Here is a 15,428-nt window from a genome sequence, read left to right on the forward strand (position 1 = left end):
ACAAGGTTGTTCCGGATGAGCCGCCCGGCGCAGCATCCTGTTGTCATCCTCAATTTTTCAAGCGTACCGACATGATTCGCGATCAAGAAACGCTCAACGGCCTGCTCGATTCCATCGCTCGATTCGTGCGCGAGCGCCTCGTGCCTAACGAGGAACTGGTGGCCGAAACCGACGAGATTCCCGACGATATCGTCGCCGACATGAAGGCGATGGGCCTGTTCGGTCTCACCATTCCCGAGCGCTTCGGCGGTCTGGAACTGACGATGGAAGAAGAAGTGCTCGCGGTGTTCGAACTGTGCCGCGCTTCGCCGGTGTTCCGCTCGCTGCTGGGGACCACGGTGGGCATCGGTTCGCAGGGCATCCTGTTCGACGGAACGCCCGAGCAACAGGAGCAATACCTGCCGCGCCTGGCTACCGGCGAGCTGATCGCGTCCTTCGCGCTGACCGAGCCGGAAGCCGGCTCCGACGCGGCTTCGCTGCGCACGACGGCCATCCGGGACGGCGACCACTACGTGGTGAACGGCACCAAGCGCTTCATCACGAATGCGCCGCACGCGGGCATCTTCACGCTCATGGCCCGGACCAATCCGGAGGACAAAGGCTCGGGCGGCATTTCGGCATTCATCGTCGATGCGAAGACGCCCGGCATCAGCTTCGGCAAGCGCGACAAGAAGATGGGGCAGAAGGGCGCGCATACCTGCGACGTGATCTTCGACAACGCGCGCGTGCCGGCGGCCAATCTGATCGGCGGGAAGGAAGGGCAGGGCTTCAAGACCGCGATGAAAGTGCTGGACAAAGGCCGCATTCACATCGCCGCGGTCTGTGTAGCGGTGGCCGAACGCATGTTGTCGATGGCCTTGGCCTACGCGGTGGGGCGCACGCAGTTCGGCAAGCCGATCGCCGATTTCCAGCTCGTGCAGGCCATGCTGGCCGACAGCAAAGCTGAAATCTATGCGGCCCGCTGCATGGTGCTGGACGCCGCGCGCCGCCGCGACGACAAGCTGCCGGTGAGCACCGAGGCGTCCTGCGCCAAGCTGTTCGCGTCCGAGATGTGCGGCCGCGTGGCTGACCGCGCCGTGCAGATTTTCGGCGGCGCGGGCTACATGGCCGAGTACGGCATCGAGCGCTTCTACCGCGATGTGCGGCTGTTTCGCATCTATGAGGGCACGACGCAGATTCAGCAACTGGTGATCGCCCGCGCGATGATTCGTGATGCTCAATAACGCCAGGAGAAAACATGCGATGACAGGTTCTGACGAACAATGTGCCGTGGAAGAAGCATCGGTCAGAGCGGATTCGGGCGATGCACGGCGCGACAATATCAACTGGGCATGGGCGGTCGGCGCTGGCCACTATGACTGGATGGATCACGCGCCGCTCTTTCATCACAGCGAGGGATGTCTCGGTATTCCGTACTTCGAGTGATTGACGCGGCTGCATCGAAAGAAAATTGGTTCGGGAAATCCGGACGCGATTCCAGAGTACGGAATGTGATGTCGCTTTGCTTTGACTCGTTTGCGCCTCGCCCGTGTAATGCATGCATCGGGCAGAGAGCCAGATCGAGACAATGGAGCTATCGATGTCGCTGCAGGCAAACCGCATGGCGCTGCGTTCGTCAGTGCATGAAGACGCGAGTCGGTACGAGGCGTCGATCGCAGACGGTGATCGTGCAGAGGGCGCGCACGCTTCGCCGGGCATGGTCGCTCCGCTGGCGCGAAGTCTGGCGATCCTGGCAGCATTTCCGCCGCACGAGGCCTGGCTCGGCAACCAGGATTTGGTGATCGGAACGGGCATTCCGGCACCGACGGTTTCGCGGATGGCGCGCTCCCTCGTCGCGCTCGGGTATCTGCATTATTCGTCGGAGAAGCGCAAGTATCGGCTCGCCGCGCCCGTGCTGTCGCTGGGCTATGCGGCGACGGCCCAGTCCAATGTGCAACTGCTCGCGCGACTCGAAATGCAGGCCTTCGCCACCGCCAGCGACACCTACGTGGTGCTCGGCTCGCGCGACCGTCTCGACGTGATCGTGCTCGGAACGTGCGTGAGCCAGCCCGCTTCGGTCGATCTGAAGCTGCATGCGGGCACCCGCCTGCGCATTGCATCGTCGCCAATGGGCTGGGCCTTGCTCGCGGCCTTGCCGGAGCTCGAACGCTTCTATCTGCTCGGCAATATCGAACGCAAGGCGGGACGCGACTGGCCCGGCCTTCGCCGCCGTATCAGCCAGGGCATCTCGCAGGTGCATAACGTCGGCTATTGCGTGTCGATCGGCGAATGGGAGCCGGACCTGACGATTCTCGCCGTGCCGCTGATCGTTCAGGACCAGACGCCGCTGGTGCTCGCCTGCGTCGGGCGCAGTGCCCGGCTCGGGCGTGCGCGCGTCGAACGGGAACTCGGGCCACGGCTGGTTGCAGCCGCGCAGCGCCTGCAGGAACAGGCCGGCGTCACTGACTGAAACGAATATGGACCACAGCGACATCCACAATGGCGTGACGCTGACCGTCGAACGCGGACTCGCGGTGCTGCACGCGTTTCGTGCGACCCGCGCGCCGTTGTCGAACGCGGAACTGGTGCGCCGCACGGGTCTGCCGAAAGCCACAGTATCGCGGCTGACGACGACCCTGATCTCGATCGGCTATCTGCGCCGCGTGGGCGGCGGTCGCCAGTTCGAACTCGGCGCGGGCGCACTGCGCATGGGGCACGCTTATCTGGAGGCCAATCCCGTCACGCGGCTGGTCGCGCCCGTCATGCAGCAGCTTGCCGACAAGCTGAACCTGTCGGTTGCGCTGGCGGTGCCGCATCGGCTGGACATGGTGTATATCGCGTGGCGCGCGAGTGCGAGTATTGCCACACTGCGGCTCGGCGTCGGGTCGCTTTTGCCGATGGCGTCGACAGCAGTGGGACGCGCCTATCTGTATGCATTGCCGGACGCGGAGCGCGATCCTTTGATCGCCGAGCTGCTCGACGCCGCCGGGGACGATGCGGCAACGGTGCGCGCGAACCTCGATGCCGCATTCAGCGACCTGAAGGAATCGGGCGTATGCATGTCGTTGGGCGAATATCAGCGCAACGCGTATGGCGTTGCATTGCCGATCGTGGTCGGCCGAAGCGACACGTTGATGGCGCTCAACTGCGGCGCGGTGGAACTGGAGCCGGACATGACGGCGATCCGGCGGCGCGTGGCGCCCGCATTGAAGGCCGCGGCGCTGACGCTGGCAAGCGTACTGAACGATATCGACTGCCAGCCTTGACGGACACGCGCTCAACGCCTCGCATGACACTCGCGCTCCAGTCGCTCGCGGTGATCCGGATGCGCGATGGCTATGACTTTCGGAATGCGCTCGGCGATCGACAGGCCGCGCAGATCGGCAATGCCGTATTCGGTGACGATCACGCACGCGTCGCTGCGCGGCACTGTCACCGGCCCCGAGACGCGCGTCACGATACGGCTATGCGGGCCGGCAGTAGACGGTAAGGCGACCACGGGCACACCGCGCCGGCTGGCCTGCGCCGCACGCAGAAAGTCACCGACACCGCCCACCGCGCCGACATACGTATCGCCGATCGCCTCGGCATTGACCTGGCCCGTGAGGTCCACTTCCACCGCGGAATTGATCGCGACGAAGCGATCGATCTGGCGCAGCACGGCGGGATCGTGCGTGTATTCCGTGCCCCGCAACTGGAGCGCAGGATTGCGATGCGCGAAACGGCGCGTGCGCGCGGAACCCATGATGACTCCGCCGATGGTGATGCCCGTATCGATCGTCTTGCGCGCGTTCGTCACGACGCCCGCCTCGCACAACGCCGCCACGCCGTCTCCGATACTGCCGGTGTGCACGCCGAGATCGCGCCGGTCGCGCACTTGCGCCATCACCGCGTCCGGGATCGAGCCGATCCCCGTCTGCAGCGTCGCGCCGTCTTCCACCAGCGATGCGACATGCCGTCCGATCATCTGCTCGACCGGTCCGGCCTCGGCCGCCGGAGCGTCGGGAAACGACGCGTCCGATGCCACCAGCAGATCGATATCGGCTCGCTGAAGCGTCGGACCGCCGTAAGTCCACGGCACGTCGGGATGAACTTCCGCGACGATCGCGCGGGCGTGTCTGAGCGCTTCGACCAGATACTCGCGTGCGAGCCCGAGGCTATAGCGGCCATGTTCATCCGGAGGCGATACCTGCAACATCACGACGTCGATCCGCAGACGGCCGCTGCGAATCAATTCCGGAAGCTGCGAGTAGTGCACCGGAAGAATGTCGAGCACGCCCGCGCGCGCGAGTGTGCGATTCGCGCCGCTGCCGCAATAGGCGAGGAAATCGAAGGTGTCGGCGTGTTCGGGGCGGAGTACATCGGCAAGCCCGATGCCCAGAAAGATGCGAATCCGCTTCAGATGCTCCCGCTGAGCGACCAGCGCGCGCATAAGCGTCACCGGCTCCGCATGCGACTGGCCCCACATCAGGGTATCGCCGGGGCGAATGAGCGCGTGGAGCGCTCGGCAGTCGTCGGGTAGGCGGGCATGGTTCGCGGATGCCGCGATCGTCGTTTCGGTGTGCTTCATGCGTATAGGCGTTCGGTTGCAACGTTGAGCGATCCTGTGCGCTGGCCGTGAACGCGTCAACGCGCAGCCGCGCGTTGTTCCGTGCGTCGAAACAGCAGACGGCCGCATCGAGGTCGATGCTCGAATACGCCCTTTCAAAGTACGGAAGAAGATCGCAGTCCAGATTGACGGTGTCATGCGTGCACTCGATCATCGGCAGCATGATAGGGAGACTCGAAATGGGAAGGCTGGACGGCAAGGTCGCATTCGTGACCGGCGCGGGAGGCGGCATCGGAACCGAAATCTGCAAGCGCTTTATCGCCGAGGGCGCGCGGGTGCTGGCGGGCGATATTCACCTGAATCTCGCGCAAGCGGCGGCCGAAGCCAGCGGCGGCGGGGACAACATCATCCCGGTCAGTCTCGATGTCACCGACAAACAGAACGTGTGCGAAGGCCTTGCGCGAGCGGCGCAGACATTCGGACATATCGACATCCTGTGCAACACCGCCGGCGGCTCCACACCAGACGACGCACGCGTGACCGATGCGCCGGAAGACGAGTTCTGGCGCGCCATCAGGCTCGATCTTTTCGGCACTTTCCTCGTGTGCAAATACGGCATTCCGTATCTGCAAAACGCGGGCGGCGGCTCGATCATCAACTTTTCTTCGATGGTCGCGCTGATGGCGCTGAGCGACCGCGACTGCTACACGGCCGCGAAGGGCGGCGTCCATGCACTCACGCGTTCGATGGCGCTGGAATATGCCGCGTCGCGCATTCGTGTCAACGCGATCGCGCCAGGCCTGACGCTTTCCGAACGCGTCCGGCATCTGGTTGATGAGCGCGAGGAACTGCGCACGCTTGCGGACCAGTGTCTTTTGGGGCCATGCGAGCCTGTCGATATGGCCCATGTGGCGGTCTATCTGGGTTCGGACGAGTCGCGCCGCACGACGGGGCAGATCATTCCCGTGGACAGCGGCGTCACGATCTATTGACGAGACTCGATGCCGCGATCGAAAAAGGACGGGAATCCAACATGGACATGAGACTTGCAGGCCGGCGCGTGCTGATCACCGGCGCATCACAGGGAATCGGCAAAGGTCTTGCGAAGGCGTTCGCGGCCGACGGATGCCACCTCGCACTGACGGCACGTTCTGCGGACAAGCTGGAGTCGCTCGCAGCGGACTTGCGCGCCGCGCATGACGTGCGGGTGGACGTGCTCGCGCTGGACATGACGCGTCCCGGCGCGATCGCGGAAGTCGTCGCGTTCGCCGGAGATATCGACGTGCTGGTGAACAACGCAGGCGCGATTCCGGGCGGCACCCTCTGGGACGTCGATGAAGACGCGTGGCGCAAGGGCTGGGAGCTGAAGGTGTTCGGCTACATCAACCTCACGCGCGCGATCTACACACGGATGAAAGTGCGCGGCGGTGGCGTGATCCTCAACAACATCGGCAATGGCGGCCAGAACTTCGACTTCAATTACATCGCAGGCTCGACCGGCAATGCGGCGCTGATGGCCTTCACCTGCGCGCTGGGCGGCCGCAGTCTGGAGGACGGTATCCGCGTGGTCGGCGTCAATCCCGGCCCGGTGAGTACCGAGCGGATCGCGAAGGTGCTGAGAAACCATGCGTCGCGGCTGCTGGGCGACGAAGCGCGTTCGACAGAATTGATGGCGGGTTATCCGCTGGGGCGCGCAGCGACGGTTGAAGAAGTCGCCGATCTGTTCGTCTATCTGGCGTCGCCGCGTTCGGCTTACACCAGCGGCACCATCGTCACGGTCGACGGCGGCATCACTTCCAAGCGTTCGGTAGCCTGACTATGTACAAGCACGTTTTCTCGCCGATGCGGATCGGCGCGGTGGAAGTTCCCAATCGGATCGTACGTACGGCGCACGCGACGCGTCTGGCCACCGGCTATGTCAACGACGATCTGATCGCCTACCATCTGGCGCGCGCGAAAGGTGGCGCGGGGCTGTCGATTCTCGAAAGCACTTCGGTTCACCCGTCATCGACCTTTTCGCTGAGCGCAGCCGACGACGGCGCGATTGCGCCCATGCGCAAACTGGTGGACGCAATCGCGCCGACCGGCATGAAGCTGTTTACCCAACTCTGGCACGGCGGATACACCGACCCTGCCGCCGACGGCGGTCTTCCCTGGGCAGTAACGGCGCTGGCGGGCCGCTACTCGGTGGCGCCGCCCATTCCGATGACCACGGACCAGATCGAAGAAGTGATCGATTCGTACGGTCGCGCAGCAGCACGCATGAAAGCGGCGGGACTCGACGGCGTCGAAGTGCTGGCCGGCGCGGGCTATCTGTTCTCGCAATTCTTCTCGCCGGTGTTGAACCAGCGCACCGATACGTACGGCGGCAGTTTCGACAATCGCATCCGCGCATTTCTGGCGACGCTGCGCGCCATACGCGCGGCGACCTCGCCGGAATTCGCGCTGGGCGTGCGCATCGGCTCGAGTTCGGACCCGCGCATTCTCACCGACGACGACGTGAACGCGATCGCGTTGCGCGCGCAGTCCGAAGGTCTGATCGATTTCGTGAACATCACGCATGGCGACTACTACTTTCACGTGGATCGCTATGCGGGCATGGACGCGCCGTTGGGCTATCAGTTGCCGCACTCGGAGCGCGTTTCGCAGGGACTGACGGTGCCGCGCATCATCGTGGGCCGCTATGCCACGCTGGATGACGCCGAGCAGGCGTTGAAGGAAGGACAGGCCGACATGGTCAACATCGTGCGCGGCATGATCGCCGATCCGATGCTGGTCGTAAAAAGCCGCGAGGGACGTGGCACCGAAGTGCGCCCGTGCATCGGCTGCAATCAGGGATGTCTGGGCGGCGCGTTCGCGGGCCGCATGGGTTGCGCGGTGAATCCGGCGGTGGGATACGAGCGCACGCTGTCCGACGAGAGCATCGTGCGGGCGGCTGTTCCGCGCAAAGTGCTGGTGGTGGGCGGCGGCGTTGCGGGCATGGAAGCGGCGCGCACGGCGCTGCTCGCGGGGCATCACGTGACTTTGGTCGAAGCGATGTCCGACTTAGGCGGCCTGCTGAACTGTGCCCGACATTTGCCGAAACTTCACGCGATCGGCGATATCGCGATCTGGCTGGAAAGCGAGATCTATCGTCTGGGCGCGGAGGTGCGGCTGTCGACGTACATGGACGCCGACGACGTGCTGGCCGAGCAACCGGACGCGGTGATCGTGGCCACGGGTTCGCAACCGACGGACGCGCGCGAGTTCCGCCAAACCGCCGATCCCGCAGCGGAATTGCGGATTTCACGCGATGCGACGGTGCTGACGCCACTGGATCTCGCCACGGCGCCACCGCAGGAGATGGGCCGCACCGCGCTGGTATTCGACGATGTCGGGCACTACGACGCCATCGGCTGCTGCGAAGCGCTGATCAATCGCGGCATCGAAGTGACTTATGTGACGCGTCATCTGATGTTCGCCCCGGCGGTCGAAACCACCGGGCGCACGCAGGCCGCGTTGCGCCGCATGCATGGTGCGGGCCGCTTGCGAATCGTGACGCAGGCGGCGCTGGTGTCGATCGACAAGGGCAGCGCCGAAGTCAGGCCGCTGTTCGGCACCACAGCCGAAAGCGTGCCAGCGGACACGGTGGTGCTGGTCGGCTATCGGCAGTCGCAGAACGAGATCTGGGACGCCTTGCGCGGGCGCGTGGATCAGCTCCATCTGGTGGGCGATGCGCGCTCGGCCCGCGACATTCAGCCCGCGATTCGTGAAGGGCATCTGGCGGGACGCGCGATCGTCTGAGGAGAGCGGTGTGGCGTCAGCGGCTTAAAGAAAAGCGTTCCTGCAGCACGCGAGCGCACGCGACGAGTCGCGCGCCGAGTTCACGCTCGACACTGGCCTGCGCTACGCGGGCCGTGCGGCCGACGCAGCACAGCACCAGCGGCGGGCGATCCGCAAGTACGACGGGCGCGGCGACGCAGGTCAGTTCCTGCTCCCACTCGCCGTGCAGCATGCAGAAGCCGAGTTCATGTACCTGGGCGATTTTCTGCCTCATTCGATTGCGGATCGCGGGCGGCCATGTGTCGCCGGCATGGCGTTCCACCTGCGCTTGCAGATAGTGCCGCTCGTCTTCCGGTAGCGCCGCCAGCAGCGCCCATCCCATCATCGAATACGCGATCGGCACGTGCATGCCGGGCGACAGCCGCAAGTCCAGCAATGAACTGCGGCTGACCTGCGTCTCCAACAGAATCACGTCGAGCCGGTCGCGCGTGCCGAGCAGCACGTATGTGTCGGTTGCTTTCGCGAATGCGCGCAGTTCGACACTGGCGAGCCTCAGCATTTCGGGGTTGGCAATGGCGGCATAGCCGAGCGCCAGCGATGCCGGCGCGAGCGAATAAAGCTTGCTCGTCTTGTCGCGGTGCAGGTAGCCGAGCGCCACCAGCGAACGCAGCAGACGCAGCACGGTCGGAGCCGGAATGCCGGTCGCCTCCGCAATCTCCTGATTCCCCAGCGCCGCCTGGTCCGGCGTGAAGGCGGAAAGAATCGACAAGCCGCGTGCAAGCGGCGTCACCACAACCTCACTTTCGGCCTGATCGTTTCGCGGCGCCTTGGGCCAGGCGACATCGATTCCGTATGGCCCGGTGAGGGACCGTCTGGCGGCGTGTCGCAGCAGAGATCGTTCGGATTGCATCGTTGCGTCGAACCAATGGAATGTGAAGTGGAGCGCCCTTCGTGCCTTGAAAGAATACTGCACCAGGATATCGCTGTCTGCCATACGGACTTTCAAAGCACGGGATGGCCTGTCGCTCCGGATTGCTGCGAGCCAGCGCTGAGTCTTCAATAGGGCCCAGTTCAATCGATTCGAAGGAGACAAGCCATGCGTTACCTTGATGAAGCAGTTCCGAATAGTGGCGGCGGTGTGTCGCCGGATCTCGATGTGGTCATCGTCGGGGCCGGCTTCGCGGGCGTTTATGCGCTGTACAAGTTCCGCAGGCTGGGCTTGCGCGCGCGGGCGCTCGAAGCGGGCAGCGGTATCGGCGGAACATGGTTCTGGAACCGCTATCCCGGCGCGCGCTGCGACGTGGACAGCGTCGAGTATTCGTATTCGTTTTCCGATGAACTTCAGATGGAATGGGATTGGCCGGAACGATTCTCCGCGCAGGGCGATATTCTTCGCTACATCAACCACGTCGCCGACCGCTTCGATCTGCGCCGCGATATCCAGCTCAATACGCGCGTGCAATCGGCGACGTTCGATGAACCCAACGGCATCTGGCGCGTCACGACCGTCGATGGACAGACGTACACCGCGCGCTTCTGCGTGATGGCGACCGGCAATCTGTCGCTGCCGCGCGTGCCGGACTTCCCGGGCCTCGACAGCTTCAGGGGCGACTGGTATCACACGGGTCTCTGGCCGGACGAGCCTGTGGATTTCACCGGGCGGCGGGTCGGCGTGATCGGCACGGGTTCTTCGGGAATCCAGATCATTCCGATCATCGCAAAACAGGCGCGCGAGTTGTTCGTGTTCCAGCGCACCGCGAACTTCGCGCTGCCGGCGCGCAACCGCGCACTGTCCGCCGATGAACTCGGTCAGCACAAGACGCGTTATGGGTTCTGGCGAGCCGAGGCGCAAAACACGCCATTCGGCATCGCAGGGCACCCGGCGCCCACCATGAACGCGCTCGACGACACGCCCGAAGATCGCCTCGCCAGATTCGAAGCGAAATGGAAGGCCGGAGGCAGCGTCAGTTTCCTGTACGCGTACAAGGACCTGCTGACCAGCAAGGCGGCGAATGACACGGCTGCCGAATTCGTGCGCGACAAGATACGCAGTACGGTGAAGGATCCGGCGACTGCCGAGTTGCTCGTGCCAAAGGATTATCCGGTCGGCGCGCGGCGTCTGTGTCTCGATACGGGCTACTACGAGACGTTCAACCTGCCGACGGTCACGCTGGTCGATACGAAGTCGGCGCCGATCGTCGAGATTACGGAGACGGGCGTGAAGACGGCCACGGCGACTTACGCACTCGACGCCATCGTATTTGCGACCGGCTTCGACGCCATCACTGGCGCGCTCGCGGATATCGACATTCGCGGGCGCGATGCGCTGTCCCTCAAGCAGAAATGGGCGCACGGTCCGCGCACCTATCTTGGCCTGATGACGGCCGGATTCCCGAACCTGTTCATCGTGACCGGGCCGGGCAGCCCGTCCGTGAAGGCGAATATGGTGTGCGCCATCGAGCAGCATCTGAACTGGATCGCCGATTGCATCGCCATGCTCGACGCGCGCGAAAGCCGGACGATCGAGCCGGATGCGGATGCCGAAGCGCACTGGGTCGAGCATGTCAACGAGGTGGCCGACGCCACGCTCTATCCGCAGGCGCAGTCGTGGTACACGGGCGCGAACGTGCCCGGCAAGCCGCGCGTGTTCATGCCGTATGTGGGCGGCTATCACCGGTATCGGACGATTTGCGAGGACGTTGTTCGTGATGGCTATCGTGGCTTTATCGTCGCCGGCGCTCAGTCGTCGCCGGTCGATGCGCTTACATCTTCTTCAATACGTGATAACCAGGCCATAAGCTCTTGACCAGCTCGCGCGACGCGCCGTAAGCATGGCAGCTATCGATCTTGCGAGGCCTGCCCTGATCGTCGCGCGCATCCAGCGACGACGGGCGCTCGGTGATCATGGTCTGAAACGCGGCGCTCGCCAGCGGCCCGAGCAATTCCTTTAAGTGCGTGCAAGTGTCCGCGGAGGGCAGACGCTTGCGCACCTCGCTATTCCAGCCCGCGCCGATGTACATGCCGACCAGCGCCTGCAAGGTGTCGCCACCGCCCGGACACGGTGCGTACGGATACGACCGGACGAAAGTATGGACCTCGCGCACGATCATGTCCTTGTCGAATACCAGCGTCACGCCGAGATCGTGAATGGGTGCGTGAGCGCGTACCAGCCGCGCCGCGCCGGGCGGCGTGAAGTCGCTCGTCTTGCGATCCACGAGATTGGCGCTTGCCTCGAACAGACCATCGCTGCGCCGGTAGCCTCGCATCTCGATCTGCCGGTGATGAATCTCTTCGCGCGTGACCGAAGCGGCCGCGATGTCGTGGTTACAGGCCATCTTTTGCCCCCGTCAAGACGTGCGCGAGCGCAAGCGCATCCTTGCCTTCCCATATCGCGGTGGCGAGCTTTTCGCCCGAGAGAAAGCGGCCCTGCGACGCGAGTCCGTCGGACTTTGCGATGATCTGTTCACGAGACATCGGCTTGCGCGGCGTGCCGACGCTATCGGCGACGATGCAGGATCGCGTGCTGCCATCGGCAAAGCGGATCGTGACGCCGGTTGCGAACTGCCGGGGATAGTACTTCCGTTCGATTTCTTCGCTGATTTCGAAGCAAACCTTTTCGGATACCGAACGAATTATCGGATCATCGAGATAAGCCTCGCCGTACACGTCGTATCGCGTGGGACCGTAGGCGAGTGTCGCCCCGACGATGTAAGGACAACTGTACTGCGCGGTCATCGTGGATTTCGCGGGTGTCATGTGCTGCTCGGCGATCAGCCGCGGCCCGCTGATCACGATCTCCGCGATCGACGCCAGCGGCACGCTGAAGCCATTGGTGATCTCTGCGAGCGCGTCGATGGTGGAGTGAAAGAGCCGGCAGCACGAGTAGGGCTTCATGCTGATATTGTGAATCTGCAAGGGATCATCGAACGATATCTCGCGCAACGGGCCGCCGAAGATCGCGGCGGCGCCGTAGTCGCCCTCGACCGAAAGTTGCGGCGCCGTGACCGCCGCAAGCATGGCGAAGTCGGCCGCCATCACGCCATTGCGCGCGCCGAGGCCCGCATGCAGGCGCTTTACTTCTCCGCCTTCAGGCTCGACGGAAAACTGCATCGACGCGCATGCCTGCGATAGCGCGTGACCCCATGCAGCTACCACCGTGTCACGTTCGACGGAAGCGCCTTGCCGATACGCATGCAGCGCGACGCACGCCGTCGCTGCGCCGAACGCGCCGTAGACGGAAGTCGGATGAAAACCGCGATGCACGGTTTCCATGCCGCCCGCCGTGCAGCCGATCAGCGCCATCGCTTCGTATCCCGCTGTGACCGCGCGGAACAGGTCGGCTTGAGACGCGCCGGTGGCACACCCGACGGCGAGTGCCGCCGGGATGATCACGCAGGCCGGATGGCTCGCCGTTTCGTCGTGCGTGTCGTCGAGTTCGTAGCTGTGTCCGGCGGTGCCGTGCACGAGCGCGGCGATCGACGGGTCCGTGGTCCAGTCGCCACCCAGAATCGGACTCGGACCCGAGCCGGCGAAGCGTCGCGACCAGCCCGCGATTGCTTTCGCCGCAGGCCGCGTGCTGCCCCAGAGCGAGACGATGAAGTTGTCGAGAAACAATCGGCGCAGCGCTTCGATGTCGGTCGGATCGCGCGGTGTATTGGCGATGCGCGTGACATGTTCGGCGATCTTCAACGTCAGGCCTTGCATCGAAGGGGCTCCTTTTGACATGCGTGCAGTCTCCACTACGGGTTGTTTTGCGCCTACTCAGCGGCGGGCCGCACATGCGGCGCGCCGATCAAAAAGCTCTGCATCCCGAGGCAACTGACAAGCTGCATCACCTGCAGAATTTGCGCGGGCGTCGCGCCGTAACGCAACGCGTTGCGCGTGTGGATTCTCACGCCGGGTTCGAAGAGGTGCGTGGTCGAGACGTCGATTGCCACGTACAGCAGTTCCTTGACGACGGGCACGAGCGGGCCGGACTTCCACGGAGTCGATGAAAACGCGGTATAGCCTTCGAAGAACGCGGGCGAACTGCGCACCATCGATTGCAACTGGTCGCTCCAATAGCCGCGCTGCTCGCTGAATCGGGACTTGACGCGCTCGAACGCCTGATCGAGCGGAAACACCGTGTCGAGCGATGTTCCGGCGGCGGCGAGTTCGTCGAAGAGTATCGGCACGCCGACCATGTAGGCGTGGGTGCCGAGTACCGAAGAAATTTGCAGCACTTCGAGTATTTCTTCGCGCGTCGCGCCATGCCTCACCGCGCCTTCGATGTGCAGCGCAACGGCCTCGCGATTCAGATGGGTCACGCTCGCACTCGCGGCGAGCATCACGAAGTCGCATAGCTTGCGCTCCAGATGTCCTGATTCGAGCGCGACTTTCGCCATGACGAGATAGTCGTCGAAGAAGTCCGGACTCTGTTGCAACGCGATCTGAAGCGCATCGCTCCAGAAGCCGTGCAAGCGTTCGAATTCGCTCTTGAGCACTGCGATGTCGGACATGTGCATCTCCTGTGCAATGCCTGATTTGAAGCGCGATTTCATGCGCGCGCAACGACGCCGACGCATCTCTTCCGTACTTTGGAACAATTCGATCGATGGGCATTCAAGGGAAACGCTTACATCATATAAGCAGGAATCCAGAATAATGTGCTCCGCTTCTGGAGTACGGAACGAATCATGGCAGATCAGCCGTTCCGAATTTGCGACATGCATAGTCGTCACGCAATCGATGAAAGGTGCTTACGCACCTCAAGAAAGGCAATCAGCCTTCACCCATTTTGGAGACATTTCATGCGTCAAATCGATCTACAGACGGCGCTCGATCGCGCCAGATTCAACCGTTTTCATGGGCGCCTGCTTTTCTGGTGCACGCTCGCTATCGTTCTGGATGGCTATGATCTCGCAATCGTAGGCATCTCTCTGCCGTCCATCATGAAAGACATGGGCGTCAGTTCGACCCACGCGGGCGTCATGGTCAGTGCGGCACTGTTCGGCATGGCAGTCGGCTCGGTGCTGCTCGGCACGCTTGCAAGCCATATCGGCCGGCGTCGGGCGATTGCGCTCTGCATGTTCGGCTTCAGCCTGTTCAGCGCGCTGGCCGCACTTGCTTCCAATCCCGTGATGTTTGCGGTGGTGCGATTTATCGCCGGGTTAGGCCTTGGCGGCATCGCGCCGGTTATCGCGGCGCATATGACGGAATACGCGCCGCGAAACTTTCGCAGCATCGCTGTCACGCTGACGTTCAGCGGATATTCGGTGGGCGGCGTGGTTGCCGCGCTGATCGGCAAAGGTCTGCTCGAATCCTATGGCTGGCAGACTGTCTTTTTCGTCGCTGGTTTGCCGATTCTCCTCGTTCCGTTCATGCTGCGCGCCGTGCCGGAATCGCTGTTCAATCTGATGAAGCGTGGCCGCCATGCAGAAGTCCGCAAGATAGTCGCGCAACTCGATCCGCAGTATGTGCCGCGCACCGACGACCAATTCATTCTCGCGCAGGGTCAGGCGATCGGCGACGCACGCGTGAGCGGCTTGTTCCGCGATGGACGAAGCGTCAGTACCGTGCTGTTCTGGGTCGTGTTCTTCATGTCGCTGTTCACGGTCTACGGTCTGAGTTCGTGGCTGACCAAACTCATGGCCTCCGCCGGTTACAGCCTGGGCTCGGCCTTGAGTTTCGTTCTTGCGCTGAATATCGGTGCTGTGATCGGTGCGATCGGCGGAGGATGGCTCGCGGATCGAATCAGCATCAAGGCCGTGCTGATGTCCATGAATCTGCTTGCCGCCGTGTCGATCGGTCTGCTCGGATACACCACCGCGACTGTCATGCTTTATCTTCTGATCGGCGTTGCGGGCGGCTGCACGATCGGCGCGCAGATCGTCGCCTATGCGTACGCCGGTCAGTACTATCCCGTCAATATCCGCTCCACCGGAATCGGCTGGGCCGCGGGCCTGGGACGCAGCGGCGCGATCTTCGCGCCAGTCCTGATCGGCGCGCTGATCGGCATGATGCTGCCGTTGAAGCACAATTTCATCGCCATGGCGATTCCGGCGGTGATCGCGGCGATCGCGGTTGCTTTCATCGATCGCCCGAAAACCGCCGAACCGATGTTCGTCGGCGCGCCCGCGAATCGCTGATGCGAGCGACC

14 protein-coding genes are annotated in these 15,428 nt (G+C 63.4%); 9 read left to right on the forward strand and 5 right to left on the reverse strand.

Annotated features, from left to right (window positions below; all coding sequences use genetic code 11):
* The first annotated feature begins 71 nt into the window (after positions 1–71).
* From P7F28_RS12975 to P7F28_RS12990, 4 genes are all read left to right on the forward strand, one after another.
* Positions 72–1,223, forward strand: coding sequence for an acyl-CoA dehydrogenase family protein (locus tag P7F28_RS12975; RefSeq protein WP_277184893.1), 1,152 nt, complete (start codon positions 72–74; stop codon positions 1,221–1,223).
* Between the two features lie 19 nt (positions 1,224–1,242).
* The gene (locus P7F28_RS12980; protein ID WP_277184894.1) at positions 1,243–1,425 is read left to right on the forward strand and encodes a hypothetical protein; all 183 of its coding nucleotides are present in this window, start codon (positions 1,243–1,245) and stop codon (positions 1,423–1,425) included.
* Between the two features lie 154 nt (positions 1,426–1,579).
* A complete protein-coding gene (locus P7F28_RS12985; RefSeq protein WP_277184895.1) occupies positions 1,580–2,449 on the forward strand; it encodes an IclR family transcriptional regulator in 870 nt (289 codons plus the stop codon).
* A 7-nt stretch (positions 2,450–2,456) separates the two neighbouring features.
* Positions 2,457–3,245 (forward strand): IclR family transcriptional regulator, encoded by a 789-nt coding sequence (locus tag P7F28_RS12990; RefSeq protein WP_277184896.1) that lies wholly within the window; start codon positions 2,457–2,459, stop codon positions 3,243–3,245.
* An 11-nt stretch (positions 3,246–3,256) separates the two neighbouring features.
* Here P7F28_RS12990 and P7F28_RS12995 read toward each other — a convergent pair whose 3' ends face one another.
* Complete coding sequence (locus P7F28_RS12995) at positions 3,257–4,447, reverse strand: acetyl-CoA hydrolase/transferase family protein (RefSeq protein WP_370467311.1); 1,191 nt, start codon at positions 4,445–4,447, stop codon at positions 3,257–3,259.
* 320 nt (positions 4,448–4,767) lie between these two features.
* Here P7F28_RS12995 and P7F28_RS13000 point away from each other — a divergent pair, with 320 nt between their 5' ends.
* The 3 genes from P7F28_RS13000 to P7F28_RS13010 are packed head-to-tail and all read left to right on the forward strand — an operon-like array spanning position 4,768 to position 8,311.
* On the forward strand, positions 4,768–5,520 hold the full coding sequence (locus P7F28_RS13000; RefSeq protein WP_277184899.1) for an SDR family NAD(P)-dependent oxidoreductase: 753 nt from the start codon (positions 4,768–4,770) through the stop codon (positions 5,518–5,520).
* Between the two features lie 41 nt (positions 5,521–5,561).
* Positions 5,562–6,344: an SDR family oxidoreductase gene (locus tag P7F28_RS13005; RefSeq protein ID WP_277184900.1), complete on the forward strand. Its 783-nt coding sequence runs from the start codon at positions 5,562–5,564 to the stop codon at positions 6,342–6,344.
* 2 nt (positions 6,345–6,346) lie between these two features.
* Entirely contained in the window at positions 6,347–8,311 is a 1,965-nt protein-coding gene (locus tag P7F28_RS13010; protein ID WP_277184901.1) for an FAD-dependent oxidoreductase, read from the forward strand.
* A gap of 16 nt (positions 8,312–8,327) precedes the next feature.
* On the opposite strand, the gene P7F28_RS13015 is transcribed toward P7F28_RS13010, so the two are convergent.
* A complete protein-coding gene (locus P7F28_RS13015; RefSeq protein WP_277184902.1) occupies positions 8,328–9,080 on the reverse strand; it encodes an IclR family transcriptional regulator in 753 nt (250 codons plus the stop codon).
* Between the two features lie 306 nt (positions 9,081–9,386).
* On the opposite strand from P7F28_RS13015, the gene P7F28_RS13020 reads away from it, so the two are divergent.
* Positions 9,387–11,096 (forward strand): NAD(P)/FAD-dependent oxidoreductase, encoded by a 1,710-nt coding sequence (locus P7F28_RS13020; protein WP_277184903.1) that lies wholly within the window; start codon positions 9,387–9,389, stop codon positions 11,094–11,096.
* Here P7F28_RS13020 and P7F28_RS13025 read toward each other — a convergent pair.
* Genes P7F28_RS13025 through P7F28_RS13035 form a run of 3 tightly spaced genes read right to left on the reverse strand, consistent with a single transcriptional unit; the run spans position 11,053 to position 13,788 of the window.
* Positions 11,053–11,625, reverse strand: coding sequence for a DUF2889 domain-containing protein (locus P7F28_RS13025; protein ID WP_277184904.1), 573 nt, complete (start codon positions 11,623–11,625; stop codon positions 11,053–11,055). The genes P7F28_RS13020 and P7F28_RS13025 overlap by 44 nt on opposite strands.
* Positions 11,615–12,994 (reverse strand): MmgE/PrpD family protein, encoded by a 1,380-nt coding sequence (locus tag P7F28_RS13030; protein ID WP_277184905.1) that lies wholly within the window; start codon positions 12,992–12,994, stop codon positions 11,615–11,617. Before P7F28_RS13030 ends, P7F28_RS13025 begins: the two co-directional genes overlap by 11 nt.
* Before the next feature lie 53 nt (positions 12,995–13,047).
* Entirely contained in the window at positions 13,048–13,788 is a 741-nt protein-coding gene (locus tag P7F28_RS13035; RefSeq protein ID WP_277184906.1) for a carboxymuconolactone decarboxylase family protein, read from the reverse strand.
* A 291-nt stretch (positions 13,789–14,079) separates the two neighbouring features.
* On the opposite strand from P7F28_RS13035, the gene P7F28_RS13040 reads away from it, so the two are divergent.
* The gene (locus P7F28_RS13040) at positions 14,080–15,417 is read left to right on the forward strand and encodes an MFS transporter (RefSeq protein WP_277184907.1); all 1,338 of its coding nucleotides are present in this window, start codon (positions 14,080–14,082) and stop codon (positions 15,415–15,417) included.
* The last annotated feature ends 11 nt before the right edge of the window (positions 15,418–15,428 follow it).

Origin of the sequence: Caballeronia sp. BR00000012568055, assembly GCF_029439455.1 — a bacterium.
In the GTDB taxonomy this organism is placed as follows: Bacteria; Pseudomonadota; Gammaproteobacteria; order Burkholderiales; family Burkholderiaceae; genus Caballeronia.

Excerpts from the sequence above, each read along its gene's own strand:
- P7F28_RS13005 (WP_277184900.1), top strand. The coding sequence starts at position 5,562 with ATGGACATGAGACTTGCAGGCCGGCGCGTGCTGATCACCGGCGCATCA.
- P7F28_RS12995 (WP_370467311.1), bottom strand. The coding sequence starts at position 4,447 with ATGTGGGGCCAGTCGCATGCGGAGCCGGTGACGCTTATGCGCGCGCTG.
- P7F28_RS13030 (WP_277184905.1), bottom strand. The coding sequence starts at position 12,994 with ATGCAAGGCCTGACGTTGAAGATCGCCGAACATGTCACGCGCATCGCC.
- P7F28_RS13010 (WP_277184901.1), top strand. The coding sequence starts at position 6,347 with ATGTACAAGCACGTTTTCTCGCCGATGCGGATCGGCGCGGTGGAAGTT.
- P7F28_RS13000 (WP_277184899.1), top strand. The coding sequence starts at position 4,768 with ATGGGAAGGCTGGACGGCAAGGTCGCATTCGTGACCGGCGCGGGAGGC.
- P7F28_RS13020 (WP_277184903.1), top strand. The coding sequence starts at position 9,387 with ATGCGTTACCTTGATGAAGCAGTTCCGAATAGTGGCGGCGGTGTGTCG.
- P7F28_RS12985 (WP_277184895.1), top strand. The coding sequence starts at position 1,580 with ATGTCGCTGCAGGCAAACCGCATGGCGCTGCGTTCGTCAGTGCATGAA.
- P7F28_RS12975 (WP_277184893.1), top strand. The coding sequence starts at position 72 with ATGATTCGCGATCAAGAAACGCTCAACGGCCTGCTCGATTCCATCGCT.
- P7F28_RS13040 (WP_277184907.1), top strand. The coding sequence starts at position 14,080 with ATGCGTCAAATCGATCTACAGACGGCGCTCGATCGCGCCAGATTCAAC.
- P7F28_RS13035 (WP_277184906.1), bottom strand. The coding sequence starts at position 13,788 with ATGTCCGACATCGCAGTGCTCAAGAGCGAATTCGAACGCTTGCACGGC.
- P7F28_RS12990 (WP_277184896.1), top strand. The coding sequence starts at position 2,457 with ATGGACCACAGCGACATCCACAATGGCGTGACGCTGACCGTCGAACGC.
- P7F28_RS12980 (WP_277184894.1), top strand. The coding sequence starts at position 1,243 with ATGACAGGTTCTGACGAACAATGTGCCGTGGAAGAAGCATCGGTCAGA.
- P7F28_RS13025 (WP_277184904.1), bottom strand. The coding sequence starts at position 11,625 with ATGGCCTGTAACCACGACATCGCGGCCGCTTCGGTCACGCGCGAAGAG.